Annotated in this window: 13 protein-coding genes and 1 pseudogene; 10 read left to right on the top strand and 4 right to left on the bottom strand. The window is 66.0% G+C overall.

Going from position 1 to position 13,352, the window contains the following annotated elements:
• The first annotated feature begins 3 nt into the window (after window positions 1-3).
• Window positions 4-621 (top strand): TMEM175 family protein, encoded by a 618-nt coding sequence (locus GNX95_RS20600; protein WP_163509027.1) that lies wholly within the window; start codon window positions 4-6, stop codon window positions 619-621.
• Here the strand turns inward: GNX95_RS20600 and GNX95_RS20605 are convergent.
• Window positions 606-3,215, bottom strand: coding sequence for a glycoside hydrolase domain-containing protein (locus tag GNX95_RS20605; RefSeq protein ID WP_163509028.1), 2,610 nt, complete (start codon window positions 3,213-3,215; stop codon window positions 606-608). The two genes, GNX95_RS20600 and GNX95_RS20605, sit on opposite strands and share 16 nt — an antisense overlap.
• A gap of 300 nt (window positions 3,216-3,515) precedes the next feature.
• Here GNX95_RS20605 and GNX95_RS20610 point away from each other — a divergent pair, with 300 nt between their 5' ends.
• Window positions 3,516-4,283: a class I SAM-dependent methyltransferase gene (locus GNX95_RS20610; RefSeq protein WP_163509029.1), complete on the top strand. Its 768-nt coding sequence runs from the start codon at window positions 3,516-3,518 to the stop codon at window positions 4,281-4,283.
• On the opposite strand, the gene GNX95_RS20615 is transcribed toward GNX95_RS20610, so the two are convergent.
• Together GNX95_RS20615 and GNX95_RS20620 are read right to left on the bottom strand one after the other, a co-directional pair.
• A complete protein-coding gene (locus tag GNX95_RS20615; RefSeq protein ID WP_163509030.1) occupies window positions 4,258-4,815 on the bottom strand; it encodes a dihydrofolate reductase family protein in 558 nt (185 codons plus the stop codon). The two genes, GNX95_RS20610 and GNX95_RS20615, sit on opposite strands and share 26 nt — an antisense overlap.
• Window positions 4,816-4,867: 52 nt before the next feature.
• Window positions 4,868-5,557, bottom strand: a complete 690-nt coding sequence (locus GNX95_RS20620; RefSeq protein WP_163509031.1) for a helix-turn-helix domain-containing protein — start codon at window positions 5,555-5,557, stop codon at window positions 4,868-4,870.
• Between the two features lie 73 nt (window positions 5,558-5,630).
• Here GNX95_RS20620 and GNX95_RS20625 point away from each other — a divergent pair, with 73 nt between their 5' ends.
• From GNX95_RS20625 to GNX95_RS43320, 3 genes and pseudogenes are all read left to right on the top strand, one after another.
• Window positions 5,631-6,602, top strand: coding sequence for an RNA polymerase sigma factor (locus tag GNX95_RS20625; protein WP_222853781.1), 972 nt, complete (start codon window positions 5,631-5,633; stop codon window positions 6,600-6,602).
• A 21-nt stretch (window positions 6,603-6,623) separates the two neighbouring features.
• Window positions 6,624-6,818 (top strand): annotated as a pseudogene (locus GNX95_RS44350) (DUF222 domain-containing protein); the annotation flags it as partial.
• 134 nt (window positions 6,819-6,952) lie between these two features.
• Entirely contained in the window at window positions 6,953-7,180 is a 228-nt protein-coding gene (locus GNX95_RS43320) for a hypothetical protein (protein WP_246281689.1), read from the top strand.
• Window positions 7,181-7,223: 43 nt separating this feature from the next.
• Here GNX95_RS43320 and GNX95_RS20635 read toward each other — a convergent pair whose 3' ends face one another.
• Window positions 7,224-7,583 carry a hypothetical protein gene (locus tag GNX95_RS20635; protein ID WP_163509033.1) on the bottom strand — a complete coding sequence of 120 codons (360 nt, stop codon included), beginning with the start codon at window positions 7,581-7,583 and terminating at the stop codon, window positions 7,224-7,226.
• Between the two features lie 175 nt (window positions 7,584-7,758).
• On the opposite strand from GNX95_RS20635, the gene GNX95_RS20640 reads away from it, so the two are divergent.
• Genes GNX95_RS20640 through GNX95_RS20660 form a run of 5 tightly spaced genes read left to right on the top strand, consistent with a single transcriptional unit; the run spans window position 7,759 to window position 13,349 of the window.
• Window positions 7,759-8,838, top strand: coding sequence for a LacI family DNA-binding transcriptional regulator (locus tag GNX95_RS20640; protein WP_222853782.1), 1,080 nt, complete (start codon window positions 7,759-7,761; stop codon window positions 8,836-8,838).
• Between the two features lie 5 nt (window positions 8,839-8,843).
• Entirely contained in the window at window positions 8,844-10,094 is a 1,251-nt protein-coding gene (locus tag GNX95_RS20645; protein WP_163510134.1) for a sugar ABC transporter substrate-binding protein, read from the top strand.
• A gap of 1 nt (window position 10,095) precedes the next feature.
• Entirely contained in the window at window positions 10,096-11,043 is a 948-nt protein-coding gene (locus tag GNX95_RS20650; RefSeq protein WP_163509034.1) for a carbohydrate ABC transporter permease, read from the top strand.
• Window positions 11,043-11,852, top strand: coding sequence for a carbohydrate ABC transporter permease (locus GNX95_RS20655; RefSeq protein WP_163509035.1), 810 nt, complete (start codon window positions 11,043-11,045; stop codon window positions 11,850-11,852). Before GNX95_RS20650 ends, GNX95_RS20655 begins: the two co-directional genes overlap by 1 nt.
• 9 nt (window positions 11,853-11,861) lie before the next feature.
• Window positions 11,862-13,349: a glucoamylase family protein gene (locus GNX95_RS20660; protein WP_163509036.1), complete on the top strand. Its 1,488-nt coding sequence runs from the start codon at window positions 11,862-11,864 to the stop codon at window positions 13,347-13,349.
• Window positions 13,350-13,352 lie beyond the last annotated feature (3 nt).

Genomic DNA, 13,352 nt, shown 5'->3' on the forward strand with positions numbered 1-13,352 from the left:
CCGATGGCCACCGAAGAGCTCAGGTCACCGCAGCGGTTGGTGTTCTTCACCGACGCGGTCGTTGCGATCGCGCTGACCCTGCTGGTGCTGCCGGTCGCCGACATTGTCAGCGACGCCAGGAAAACCGGTCCGATGCCACCGGTGTGGGATCTGATCGTGGAACACCGCGCGGTGATCGGCGCCTTCGTGGTCAGTTTTCTGGTGATCGTACGGCTGTGGCGCGAGCATCACCGCGTTTTCGAACAGGTCAAGGCATACGACAAACGGCTGATGACGGTGAACATGGCGTGGCTGCTCACCGTGGTGATCCTGCCGTTCCTGACCGAGCTGGCCGCCAACTACCGGCTCGACGACCGGCTGGTGCTGGTCATGTACGTCGGCGCGCTGTCGATCAGCAGTCTGCTGCTGACCGCGCTCCTCTGGATCGTACGCGACGATCCAGAGGTGCGGCGCGCGCCGGCCGCGGTTTCCGACAGTTGGCGGATCGACTCGATCAGCACCACGGCCGCGTTTGTCGTCGCATTGGTGTTGGTGGCCGTGTTTCCGGTGTTGAGCTATTCTCCGTTGTTGCTGCAGCTGGTCGTGCCGTACGCCGTGCGTCTGCGTCACCGGCGGCCATAGAGCTCGATCTCGTCGACGAACATCTTGTCGGCATCCGCGGAGTAGGCCTTTTGCAGGGTGATCCGCAAAAATCTGGCCTGCGCAGACGGAAAGTCGACGTCGTACCAGATCCGTGCCTGGTCGTTCGGTGCCACCGCCGGCCGGCCGCGTTGCGTCCAGGTCGTGCCGTCCAGGCTGGTGGCGACGGTGATCTGGTCGGGCCGGTAGGCCGGATATTCCTCGTACGCGTGCATCCGCAGCTCGTCCACGGACTGTGCGCGGCCGAGATCGAAGCTGATCGTCACGGTGTTTTGTCCAGGCGCGAAGCCATAACTGCGGCCGTCGTCCCAGGCGTCGGCGAGCACGCCGTCGGTCGACTCGCGTCCGGTGTCGTCCGGTGTCACCGCGGGCGCCGGACTGACCGCGTATCCCTTTCCGCCGAGCAGGTTCGTCTTGGCCAGTGGCCGGCCGACGACGTCGACGGTGGTGAGAGCGTACGGTGTGGTCGCGGCATCCAGGTCGATCCGCACGTACGCCGCTTTGCCGTTGAGGCCAACGAAATCGTCGCCTCCGTCGCTGCCGGTCACGGTCTGCGCCGTCGTCCAGTGCGTTGCGTCGTAGGAAAGCTGGACCCGGTAGGCCGGTGGCTTCTGTTGCCCCCAGTTCAGTCGCAGGCCGTCGAGCTGTGACTGCCTGCCCAGGTCGATACGCAGCCACTGCGCGCTTGTGCTGTCAGGCCGCCAGGCGGTGCCGGGATTGCGGTCGATGGCATTGGTCGGGTCGCCGCTCGACGCGGTCGCGCCGGCCACTCGTGAGGCTGGGATGGGCTTGCCGGCGGCGGCGTCCAGCATGATGCGCCGGATCCGCGCCTGATAGCCGGTGTCGGGGCTGTATTTGTCCGCGGTCTGCGTGAGCGAGGCGGCCAGGTCCCTGGCCAGGCCGGGGTTGGTGTGGCCGAGAATGTTGAGCGTTTCCCAGTCCTCGATGCCGTCGCGCAGCGACTCCCACCGTACGGTCGACTCGATGGTGTTGTTCGCCTTGTCCGGCCAGGTGATGTAGTGGTCACCGGCGAAGTCGTCCTTTTCCAACGGTGTCGCCCATTGCGCCATCGCATAATGCAGATAGCCGCTGGCGCCTCGGGAGTACGCATACCAGACCATCATCCGCTGATCGAACTGCGGCTGGTCGATGAACCGGTTGAGATAGTTTCCCTGCGGGATGTTGCAGGTGTAGAACCACAGCCTTTTGCCCTGCTCGCGGACGATCTGGTCGTACGGCCGCGGGTTGGGGCTGTAGTTGAGCAGGTTGGGGATCATGAAGCTCATGGTCGAGGCGAGCTGTGCGGCGGTCGGCTCGTGGAAGGCGGCGTCGGCGATGCGTACGTCCGGCCAGTGCGACCGCATCCGGCTGGCGATGCCGCGCCAGGCGGTCTCCTCCTTGTCGCCGACCGGTTCGTCGCCGACGTGCATCCAGTATTTCAGGCTTTCGGTCCATCCCTTGGCATCCAGGTGCGCCTTCAGGGCCGGGATGAACTGGTCGATGAAGTTGTTCGCCTTCGCCGAGTCCCAGTTGGCGTAGTTGCGATGGCCTTTTCCGCCGGTGCCGTCGATGATCTCGACCTCGCGGATGCCGTCGGCCGGCCGGCCCCAGTTGTCGGTGTCCGCCGAGACCCAGAAGCCCTCCAGCTCCTTGATCACGCCCTGGTCGATGAAAAACTGTACGACCTGGTCGATTTTGCTCCAGTCGAAAGAATACCGGCCGGTGCCGTCGCTGTTGTCGGTCACCGTCGTGTCGCCGTCGAGCAGCATGTTGACCAGCGGCAGCGTGACGACGTTGTTGCGATGCCGCTTCATCTGCGTGGCGACGTTGTCCATCAGGTTCCACCACTGCGGCGTGAAGCGGTGATAACCATAGAACTTCTCGATCGTGGGCAGCCACCCCGGTTCGAGCGAGCCGTCCGGTTTCCAGGAGATCTCGCCGTTGAACTGGTTCCACAGCGAGTTGCTGAAGGTGCCGTCCTTGCTGTCCGGAATCGTCACGGCACGTACGTCCGCGGTCAGCGGCACGCGTACGTCACCTCTCGTGGTGCGCACGGTCGCGACGCCGGTGTAAACGCCGGCCGGCACGGTTTTCGGCACCGTCAGCGTCAACCAGATTGGTTGGTTGTCGCCGGCCGGCACGTCGATGGTCCGCGAGTTGGAGAGCGCGTCCGGGAAATCCGCCACCGCCTTCCTGGTCACCGGATAGGTGTGCGGCGTGTTTCCCTTCAGTGTCTTGTAGGTGATGAAATTGTATGAGAGCTGGTCGGCCGCGATCCGGCTGCTTCCGTTGGAGAGCGCGGAGAAACGTACGCCGGTCACCGTGAAGGCGACCGGTGAACGCACCACCACCTGAGCGCTCTCGGCCTCGTTGCGCGCCGTGTCCAGCCGGATGGAGCGGCCGGATTCCTTGGTCGGCAACGTGTCCCGGAAGACGTTGGTGCTCGACGGCTCGGTCCAGTAGTCCAACCCCGTGCCGGCCTTCGGCGCGGCGAACACCTGTCCGGGGACGACCGCGACCGTGAGCATGAGCGCTAAACCACAGAGCACTCCACGAGCGGTTTGCCGGAATCGCATGACCACCACCATGTCCTCGACAGTTTTTGGCGTGCGCAGTCGTTATACGGCGAGGTGCGGCGCTGTCCAATGCCTCGGGCCGTACGATTCCTCATCAGGACGCCAATTCGACTAGACCAGCGGTGGCGATCCGTCGAGTGAAAGCCCTCACCACAAGCGGTAACGCCGGCGCCGCTGGTCTAGGCCGGTTTTCCTCTGTACGCTGCGCCAGTATTGCCGCGCAGGTCGATTTTCCAGCGGTACGATCGCAACTGGCCTGGTCCAGTTTCGCGAGCGATTCCGCCGACGGGGAGTGAACAGATGAGATCCAACACGAACGTTGCTCGACGGCTGGACTTCGACCGGGATGCGGCTGGCTACACCGTGGGCAGGCAGGACGCGGATCCGGCCACCATCCGATCGGTGCTCAGCTGCTCGCCATCGGTCCACGACGTGTTGGAGATCGGCGCCGGCACCGGCCAGGCCACGTTGGCGCTGGCTGCCGAAGGACGACGTGTCGTCGCGTTGGAGCCGGGAAAGAACATGGCGGCAGAGCTGCGGCGACGGAGCGGCACGCGGAAGATATCGGTGGTCACCAGCGATTTCGAGTCGTACGCGCCGGACCGAACATTCGATCTGGTTTGTTCTTTCGACGCGTACCACTGGGTGAGACAGCCAGCGGGTACGCGGAAAGTCGCCGGTCTTCTGCGAGCCGGTGGTCACCTCGCGCTCGCGTGGTCGTTCCGCATTTTGGCTCATGAAGCCGATCAAGATCGCGCCAACGAGGTGTTCGCGGCCGCAGAGCCGGACTTCGCCAGGACCTGGCCGACCTTCGAGCGGGACAGCCTGCGTGCGATCCACGAAGGTCAGCTCGAGACGGTCGAGAGCGGCCCGTTCGATCTCGTCGCGTGTTTCGCGCAGCGGCGTGAAACAACGGTAGGACCCGACGGATACGCGGACTTTCTGGCGAGTCTGGCCAATGGTGACAGCGTGACCGCGGATCTGCGAGCGAAACTGCGGCGGGTCCTACATAGCGACTGCGGCCTGCGCGATCTGACGATCGTCAGTGTGTACGAGAAGCGGCCGTAGTCGAATAGGCGAGGACGACCGCGCCGTTGCCGATCTCGGTCACTCCGGTCAGGTCCATCGGGGCCGTAGCCACGCCGGACAGCAGCGATTCACCGGCACCCGCGACAAACGGCGAAATGCTCAGGTGCAGCTCGTCCAGCAGTCCCGCCTCCAGAAGCGCTCGACTGAACGGGCCGTTGCCGTATTTCACCAGCGTTCCGTCGCCTGACTCCTTGAGTTTGGCGACAGCCGCGATCGCGTCGCCAGTGAGCACTTCGGCGTTCCACGTGGTCCTCGTCAGCGTGCTGGAGGCGACGTACTTCGGCAGCGCGTTGAGCCTGTCGGCGAGCTCACCGGTCATCGTCGGCCAGGTGCCGGCGAAGCCTTCGTACGTCATCCGGCCAAGCACCAGACCGGCGGCGTCCGCCAGCAGCCGGAGCTGGTACGCGAAATGGTTGTCGTTCGGAGCAACCGTCATCTGCGCACCCCAGAAGGCGTCGCCGGAGAACCGTCCATCAATCGAGACGTGGTCGTATTCGATCAGTTTTCGCATTCCCGGAGACAACCATCCCGGCGATCGACCCGTCTTGTATCGAACCGAATCATCAGTAAGCGAGGAACGCGGTGGGGGACCGCAACTCGCCTGGCGTGTGACCGGTGGCCCAGCGCATCGCCCGCGCGAGCTGCGGTTGGTCGTAATAGCCGCAATTGGTGACCACCTCGGCGATCGGCGCACCGGCGGCCAGCAGCCGCGCGGCCTGCCGGGCCTGCTCGATGCTGACCAGTTTGCGGCGGGAAATCCCGACGGCGCGGCGAAATCGGATTTGTGCCGTACGTTCGGACATGGCCCGTGGTCGGTCGCCGTGCCGGATCTCGTCGACGAGCGGATCGAAGACCAACAGGCCGGCGCGTACCAGCCGTTCGAGGAAAACGTCGACGTTGTGCTCGGTCGGCATTTCCCAGTCGCGGTTGTCCAACACGATCCGGCCGCCGGAGCCGGTCGGCAAGCGAGCGTCGTTGAGGTCGGCCAGCCCGGACGGTGGAAACAGCGGCAGGTAGGCGCCCAACCGCAGGTCGACACCGAAATACTCGTAATCCCGCGGACAGATCATCCTGGTGGCCCTGGTTTCCGGCCCGCGCAAACTCACCGTCAACGCGCCGCCGGCGCGGGTGAACGCGATCATGGAGCAGCTTTTTGCCACCGAGGTGAAGTCGGTCGGTGCGTCACAGGTCGCCGACCATACTCGTTGCACCAGCGGCAGTTCGCCGGTGACGGCGTGGAACGTCAACCCCATGAAACCGAAGTGTAGACAGCGCAACCGGCGGCGGCCGGTTGGTATCTAGCAGATAGATACACAGGTACGGAAGGTGGCGCATGAACGCGGATTCGCTGGTGGACGGTGGCCGGCCCGTGCTGTCCAGAGCCTGGAGGACGTCCTCCGAGCCGCCTGTCCGCGGCTGGTCGCCAGCTTGTACGCGTTCACCGGCGACCTCGCCGAGGCGCAGGACGCCGTCCAGGAGGCGTTCGTACGCGCAGCGCCGCGTGAGTCGCGGGTGATGGCGGCACAAAGTCCGGAGGCGTACCTCTGCACGATGGCCCGCAACGTGGCCAGGCGTCGTTGGATGCGCGCGTTCCAGCTGCGACAGCGCGTCGAGCAGATGGCGATCACGGACCGCAATCTCAGTCCGTCGCCGGACCGCGTCGCGGTGATCCGCGCGCTTGGCCAGCTGCCGAAGACCCACCGCGAGGCGCTGGTGCGCTATCACTTCGGCGACCAGTCGGTGGAGGACATCGCCGGCGCTCTCGGTGCGTCGCATAACACGGTCAAGTCATGGCTGGCCCGCGGCCGTACGGCGCTCGCCGCGCTGCTGGACGACACGGTCGACGACCTGCCGGCCGGCGTACGGACGACGATCAACCAGGTGCGGTCGGAGGTCGGTGCGGCGGTCGCCGCCATAGACGTACGCGAGGTCCGGCAGCGCGGCGCGCGGCGCCAGCGCCGGCGCAGAGTGGTCGCTGGCGGCGCGGCGACGCTGATCGCGGCGAGCTTCGCAGCGATTTTCAGCCTGATGCCGGTAAAAACTGCTCCGGTGAGCCCGCTGCACGGATCGTTGGTCTCGCACCGCGTCGCGTCGGCGGCCACGTCGGTCGTACGGTCGGAAGTGCCGGTCGATCCGGACCATGCGTACGCCGTCGTCGATGTCGGCAACCGGTCGTACGCGTTGGCCCGTACGTCCGACCGCGGACGGCACTGGGAGGCGTGGTCACTGCCGGACGCGCTGCAGGGTGGCCGCTGGAAGAAGCGCATCTTCGTCGAGCACGCTTTTCCTCCGGCGTGAATATCGCAAGTCCGCGGTGATCTGCCTGATTCGCATTTGGACGCGATCCGTACGGTCATCACGAAATTGCCGGCGCACGTGGATTTCCAGCGGCGGCGTGAGGCCGAGTCAGCGATGGTGGAGGGCGCCAAACATATGGACGCTGGCCGGCTTTATCGGCTCGGCGCCCGCTTGCACGCCTACTTGGACCCCGACGGTGCCGCACCGTCAGACAAAAGAAGACACCAAGCCCCGCCGCGAGCTGCATCTGCACACCGGTCGCGACGGCCGCGTCGCATTGCGCGGCGGCTGGCTGGTCCGGAGTTGCGAAAAGCGTTGACAGCACGGGACAAAGGTTGCACGCGCCCGGGATGTACGCGGCCGGTGCGGCACACGAGAGCGCACCACATTTTGTCGTGGTGGATGGTGGCACCATCTGCCCGGAAAATTGCGTGTTGCTCTGCGACCGCCACCATCGCGAGATTCACCATACCGACTGGACCGTACGGATGACCAACGGCCACCGCGAGTTCATCCCACCAGTTGATGTGGATGTCGAGCAAAAGCCGCTTCGAAATACTTACCACCTGTACGGCTGAACCGAACAGGTGGACTGCCAACACAAACGCTCGTCTTCATGCCTCAGCCACAAAGAAAGCTGAAACAAGGAACGAGCACGTCCCACGCCTTTTCAGCCCGACACGGCAGAGCGAGGCTCTGCCCGCCGTCGCGCTGGTGCCTCATCGACGGCTGGCGGTGGCGAGCAGGCCGGGCACCTGGACCAGTTTTTCCATGATCTGCGCGAGGTTGCCGGCCTTCGGCTTGGTACGTCCGGATGAACGCGCCGGCCAGCAGGTCGGCACCGACCTGTCCGGCCGCGCTGATCACCGGGTGAGCCGCCGACCACTGAGTCGTCAGGTCCTGACCGGCCTGAGCGAGGATCGTCATGTCATAGCGCGTGTCTTCGGCGGCCATGTCGATGCCGCCAGAGTCGATGACCATTGCCGTTCTCCGTTTCGAGGCGTCGCCGGCGAGTCTGCCCGCTCGGCGGGTACGCGGTCGGCGGCCCCGGCCAGTTCCTGCCCGCGCCGGGCGCACGGCGCGATGGTTGCGGGAAGCGGCGATCTCTGGCAAGACTGGAAGCGCTTACAGTCCAATCGTACGCTCGGAGGGGCCGATGGCCGACCGCGACCGGATGCCGCCTGACGCCGGCGACGAACGCGCTGAGCAGGGGGAACGCTTGACGCCGCCGAGTGGCGTGACGATCTACGAGGTGGCCGCGCGGGCCGGCGTGTCGATCGCGACGGTGTCGCGCGCGCTGCGTGGATCGGGTCCGGTTTCGGCCAAAGCGCGAGAGCGGGTGGAGGCCGCGGTCGCCGAGCTGCGGTTTACGCCGAGCCGGCTCGGCCGGTCGCTGGCCGAGCGGCGGCATGCCGCGAACGGCATTGTTTTCCCGGATCTGTCCGGTCCGTATTTCGCCGAGGTCGTGCTCGGTTACGAAGAAGTCGCCGCCGAGGCCGGCCGCAGCGTGTTGATCCTCTCGACGCACGGCCGCCGTGACGTGCCGGCGATGGTGCGCGACCTGGCCTCGCGCGTCGACGGCATGGTGATTCTCGGGCGTACGGTCTCGGACGCGGTGATCGGCGAGCTGATCGAGGGCGGCCTGCCGGTGGTGCTGCTCGCGCGGCCGCGGGTGAATGGCGCCGACCTGGTCGCCGCGGAGAACACCGCGAGCGCCGAGCATCTCACCGAACACCTTCTCCTGCACGGATATTCGCGACTGTCCTTTGTGGGCAGTCCGCAGCTTTCGCCCGACGTGGCGGAAAGGTGGCTCGGCTTCCGCCGGGCGCTCGACCGGCACGGCGTACGCGCCGGCAAGCCGGTGGCCTGCGAGCTGGACGAGGAGTCCGGATTCGCCGCGACAGAACGGATTCTGCGCCGGCGCGACCGGCCCAGAGCGCTGGTCTGTGGCAACGACGAGGTCGCGCTCGGCGCTTTGCTCGCCGCCGAGGCAAACGGTGTCGACGTGCCAGGTGAGCTGGCGATGACCGGTTGGGACGACGTGATGGCGGCGCGATACGCGCGTCCGGCGCTCACCACCGTACGCCAGCCGATGCGCGACCTCGGCGCACGCGCGGCCAGAGCCCTGGACGAACTCCTTGAGGGGACGCGAAAAGTCCCCCGGCACGACGTACTGCCCACCGAGCTCGTGGTCCGCGCGAGCTGTGGGACGCACCCGACGGAGGTGTCACGGTGAAACGGATGGTCTGCCTGCTGCTGGTCGCAGTGCTGGCGATGAGCGCCTGCGGGAGATCGGCCGGCGAGAACGCCGGCGGATCGTCCGAGGCGATCGGGTCCGGACCGGCCAAAGGCGCGATCACGGTGTGGGCCATGGGGACCGAAGGCGAGAAGCTTTCGGTGCTGGCCAAGCAGTTCGAGGCCGCCAACCCCGGCGCGAAGGTGGCCGTGACGGCGATTCCGTGGGATGCCGCGCACGACAAGCTGACGACCGCGATCGCGGCGCGCAAGACGCCGGACGTGAGCATGGTCGGCACGACCTGGATGGGCGAGTTCGCGCGCACCGGCGGACTGGACGCCGTGCCGCCGGGTCTGGTGAAACCCGCGAACTTTTTCGCCGGTCCGCAGGAAGGCACCGTCGTCAACCGCACGTCCTACGGCGTGCCGTGGTATGTCGAGACCCGTGTTTTGTTCTACCGTACCGATCTCGCCGCCAAGGCCGCGGTGCAGCCGCCGAAAACCTGGCCAGAGTTGAAAAGTTTCGCCACCGCGTTGCGCGACAAGGGCGGTGCTCGGTTCGGCTTCGCATTGAAACCCGGCGGCGAGGGCTCCTGGAACACGTTCATGCCGTTCGCCTGGCAGGCCGGCGCGTCGATCGTCGGCGCCGACGGGAAGACCTTCACCCTGAACTCGCCGCAGATGGTCCAGGCGTTGGCCTACTACCAGTCGTTCTTCACCGACAAGCTGGTCCCGCCGACGCAGCCGATCGGCCAGCCGATCCAGGACTTCGTGGCCGGCAAGACCGGATCTTTTGTCTCCGGACCGTACGACATCACCAATATCGACCAGATCGGTGGCCCGTCCTTCAAGCAGAAGTACGCGCTCGCGCCACTGCCGGCCGGCCAGACCAACGCCTCCTTCGCCGGCGGCGCCGACCTGAGTGTCTTCAAGGACTCGAAAAACCGCGACACCGCCTGGAAGTTCGTGAAGTTCCTCAGCCAGCCGGACGTGCAGGTCAAGTGGTACCAGACGGTCAACGACCTGCCGGCGGTCAAGAGTGCCTGGCAGAATTCCGCGCTGGCCAACGACAAGTTCCTGTCGGTCTTCGGACAGCAGTTGAACAGCGCCAAGTCTCCGCCGACGATCAGCACCTGGGAACAGGTGGCGCGCGCGATCGACAACGGTGTCGAGCAGGTCTCACGTGGCACCCAGGCACCAGCCGCGGCCGCCGCGCAGATCCAGCAGCAATGCCAGCAAATCGGCACCGGTTCCTGACATGGCCGGCCTGACCGTGGCTCGTACGCGCGCGGCCCGCACCGCCGGCGCGCGTACGGCCCGCAGTCCACACCGGCGCCGGCAGATGTACGCCGCGTGGGGTTTCGCCGCGCCGTTCGGCGTCCTGTTCGCGGTTTTCCTTGCCGGGCCGGTGATCGGTTCGCTGATGATGAGCCTGACCGACATGCGCAGCGCCGACCTGCGCAACCCGTTCGCGGTCAACTTCGTCGGCCTGGCCAACTTCGGGAAGCTGGCCGGCGACCAGATTTTCGGCCAGGCGGCGCTGAACACGGCGTACTTCGTCGGCGTCGGCGTGCCGCTGACGATGGTCGTCGCGCTGGCCGCCGCGGTCGCGCTGGACCGCGGCATCGACCGGTTCCGTATGGCTTTCCGCGTCGGCTACTACCTTCCGGTCGTCACCAGCATCGTGGCGATCTCGGTGATCTGGCGTTTCCTGCTGCAGCCGGACAACGGACTGGTCAACACCGTCCTGTCGTGGGTCGGCGTGGCCGGACCGGACTGGCTGGCCAGCACCACCTGGGCCATGCCGTCGCTGATCGTGATGGCGTGCTGGCGCAATTTCGGCAACCTGATGGTGATTTTCCTGGCCGGCCTGCAGGCGGTGCCGCGCGGCCTGCTGGAGGCGGCGGCAGTCGACGGAGCCACCGCGATCGAGCGCTTTCGTTACGTGACCGTCCCGATGCTGCGGCCGACGCTGCTTTTCGGTGCGGTCATTACCGGAATCGGCTATCTGCAGTTCTTCGAGGAGCCGTTGGTGATGACCGGCGGCGGACCGCTCAACCGGACGTTGTCGGTGTCGTACGACATCTACAACCAGTTTGGCTTCGGCAACTACGGCTATGCGGCGGCGATGAGCTATGTGCTTTTCCTCGCGATCGTGCTGCTCACGTTGTTCCAGTTCAAGCTGCTCGGCCGGGGAGTGCGGTGATGCGGCGCTGGTGGCTCTACGTCATCCTGGCCGCCGGGATCGTGGCCGTGGTCGGACCGTTTGTCTGGATGATCCTCGGATCCTTCAAGAGCCAGGGCGAGTTGTTGCGTACGCCGCCGACCTGGCTGCCGAGCCAGCCGACGCTGGACAACTACGTCCAGCTCTTCACCAAGCTCGACTTTCCGCAGTATTTCGCCAACTCGGTGATCGTCGCGCTGTGCGTCACCGCCGGCAACCTGGCTTTCTGCTCGATGCTCGGATACGCCCTGGCCAAGCTCGACTTTCCGGGCCGTCGGGCGCTTTTCGTGCTGGTCGTGGGCAGTCTGATGGTTCCCGGCATGGTCACCTTCGTGCCGAGCTTCGTGCTGGTCAGCAACCTGGGCATGAGCGACACGCTGGCCGGCATGATCCTGCCGTTCCTGGCCGGCCCGTTCGGCGTCTTCCTGATGCGGCAGTTCATCTCCGGCCTGCCGGACGAGCTGATCGACGCGGCGCGGGTGGACGGTGCCGGCGAGTTCCGGATCTTCTGGTCGGTGATCGCGCCGCTGTGCAAGCCGGCGATGGCGACCCTCGGCATCCTCACGTTTCTCGGCTCCTGGAACAACTTCCTGTGGCCGCTGGTGATCGCGCAGACCGAAGATCGCTATACGCTGCCGGTCGCGCTCGCGCTCTACGCCACCGGCCAGAACAACACCAAGTACGGCCTGCTGATGGCCGGATCGGTCGTCGTCGTCCTGCCGGTGCTCGCCATTTTCGTCGCCCTGCAACGGTTCTTCGTGCAGGGCATCGCTCTGACCGGACTCAAGTAAGGAGTCCCCATGCGCAGATTCCTGGCCATCGTCGTGCTCGTCTGCCTGCTGCCGGTGCCGGCGGCAGCCTCGGCGCCACCAACCCCGATGCGTTATGCGGCGGACACCTGGAAGTCGATGACCGCCTCGGTCGACCCGGGGACCGGCCTGATCGCCGACAACGTCACCGGTGACCTGAAAACGCGCAGCGCGTACACCTCGCCGACCAACATTGGCGCGTATCTGTGGTCCACGGTCGCCGCGCGCGACCTCGGCATCGTCAGCCGTGCCGACGCGTACGACCGGATGCGAAAGACGCTTTCCGCACTGGAAAAGCTGACCCGCAGCCGGCAGGCGGGGATGTTTTTCAACTGGTACGACCCGCGGACCGGTGCGGTGCTGAGGCACGATCCGGAAGGCACCAACCCGATCACGCCGTTCCTGTCCAGTGTGGACAACGGCTGGCTGGCCGCGGCACTGATGGTCGTCCGCGCGGCCGAGCCGCGGCTTCGCGCACAGGCCGACGGACTGCTGGCGCCGATGGATTTCGGCTTCTACTACGATCCAAACGCGCGACCAGGTGTCGGCGGCCTGATCCACGGCGGTTTCTACGAGCAGAAGCCGTCCGGCTGTTCGGTCACCGGCAACTATCGCGGCGGTCCGCCGGTCTACTACACCTGCAACCACTATGACGTGCTCAACAGCGAGCCGCGGATCGCCAGCTACCTCGGCATTTCTCGCGGCCAGATCCCGGCGACGCACTATTTCGCGCTGAACCGCACGTTTCCGCCGATCTGTCAGTACGCGTTCAAGCAGAAGCCGGTCGGCTACACCACGACGTATGACGGAGTCCCGGTTTTCGAAGGCGCCTACACCTATCGCGGCATGAAGTTCGTCCCCACCTGGGGTGGCGACATGTTCGAGGCGCTGATGCCGGATCTGTTCGTGCCGGAGGAGAAATGGGCGACGCACAGCTGGGCCGTGAACCACCCCCTCTACGTGCGCGGCCAGATCGAGCACGGTCTTGTCGAGACCGGCTATGGCTACTGGGGGTTTTCGCCGGCCAGCAACCCGAAAGGCGGCTACGGCGCATACGGTCAACCATGGCTCGGGATGAGTCCGGACGGCTATCCGTCCGACCTGGAAGGCACCAGGGTCGATCCCGGTTTCGAAGGCTGCCGGCCGCCGGGGCCGAAGCCGGTGTTCGGTGACGGAGTCGTCACCCCGCACGCGGCTTTCCTCGCCTTGCCGTACGCGCCGGGCGCGGTGCTCGGCAATCTCGCGAAACTCCGGGAAAACTTCGACGCGTACGGTCCCGGCGGCTTCTACGACTCGGTGGCGGTCCGCAGTGGCACGGTGGCCAAGCGTTATTTGGCGCTGGATCAGGGAATGACGATGGCCGCGCTCGGCAACTACCTGGCGCGCGACGACATCCGCCGTGCGTTCGTCCGTGGACCGGTCGAGGCGAAGATCCGGCCACTGCTGGCGATCGAGACCTTCAACGCGGGAAAGGAATGACTG

It is taken from the genome of Fodinicola acaciae (genome assembly GCF_010993745.1).
In the GTDB taxonomy this organism is placed as follows: Bacteria; Actinomycetota; Actinomycetes; order Mycobacteriales; family HKI-0501; genus Fodinicola; species Fodinicola acaciae.

Bases quoted from the DNA above. Each gene is read 5' to 3' on its own strand.
- GNX95_RS20600 (WP_163509027.1), top strand. From the start codon at position 4: ATGGCCACCGAAGAGCTCAGGTCACCGCAGCGGTTGGTGTTCTTCACC.
- GNX95_RS20605 (WP_163509028.1), bottom strand. From the start codon at position 3,215: ATGCGATTCCGGCAAACCGCTCGTGGAGTGCTCTGTGGTTTAGCGCTC.
- GNX95_RS20610 (WP_163509029.1), top strand. From the start codon at position 3,516: ATGAGATCCAACACGAACGTTGCTCGACGGCTGGACTTCGACCGGGAT.
- GNX95_RS20615 (WP_163509030.1), bottom strand. From the start codon at position 4,815: ATGCGAAAACTGATCGAATACGACCACGTCTCGATTGATGGACGGTTC.
- GNX95_RS20620 (WP_163509031.1), bottom strand. From the start codon at position 5,557: ATGGGGTTGACGTTCCACGCCGTCACCGGCGAACTGCCGCTGGTGCAA.
- GNX95_RS43320 (WP_246281689.1), top strand. From the start codon at position 6,953: ATGTACGCGGCCGGTGCGGCACACGAGAGCGCACCACATTTTGTCGTG.
- GNX95_RS20635 (WP_163509033.1), bottom strand. From the start codon at position 7,583: ATGGTCATCGACTCTGGCGGCATCGACATGGCCGCCGAAGACACGCGC.
- GNX95_RS20640 (WP_222853782.1), top strand. From the start codon at position 7,759: ATGGCCGACCGCGACCGGATGCCGCCTGACGCCGGCGACGAACGCGCT.
- GNX95_RS20645 (WP_163510134.1), top strand. From the start codon at position 8,844: ATGGTCTGCCTGCTGCTGGTCGCAGTGCTGGCGATGAGCGCCTGCGGG.
- GNX95_RS20650 (WP_163509034.1), top strand. From the start codon at position 10,096: ATGGCCGGCCTGACCGTGGCTCGTACGCGCGCGGCCCGCACCGCCGGC.
- GNX95_RS20655 (WP_163509035.1), top strand. From the start codon at position 11,043: ATGCGGCGCTGGTGGCTCTACGTCATCCTGGCCGCCGGGATCGTGGCC.
- GNX95_RS20660 (WP_163509036.1), top strand. From the start codon at position 11,862: ATGCGCAGATTCCTGGCCATCGTCGTGCTCGTCTGCCTGCTGCCGGTG.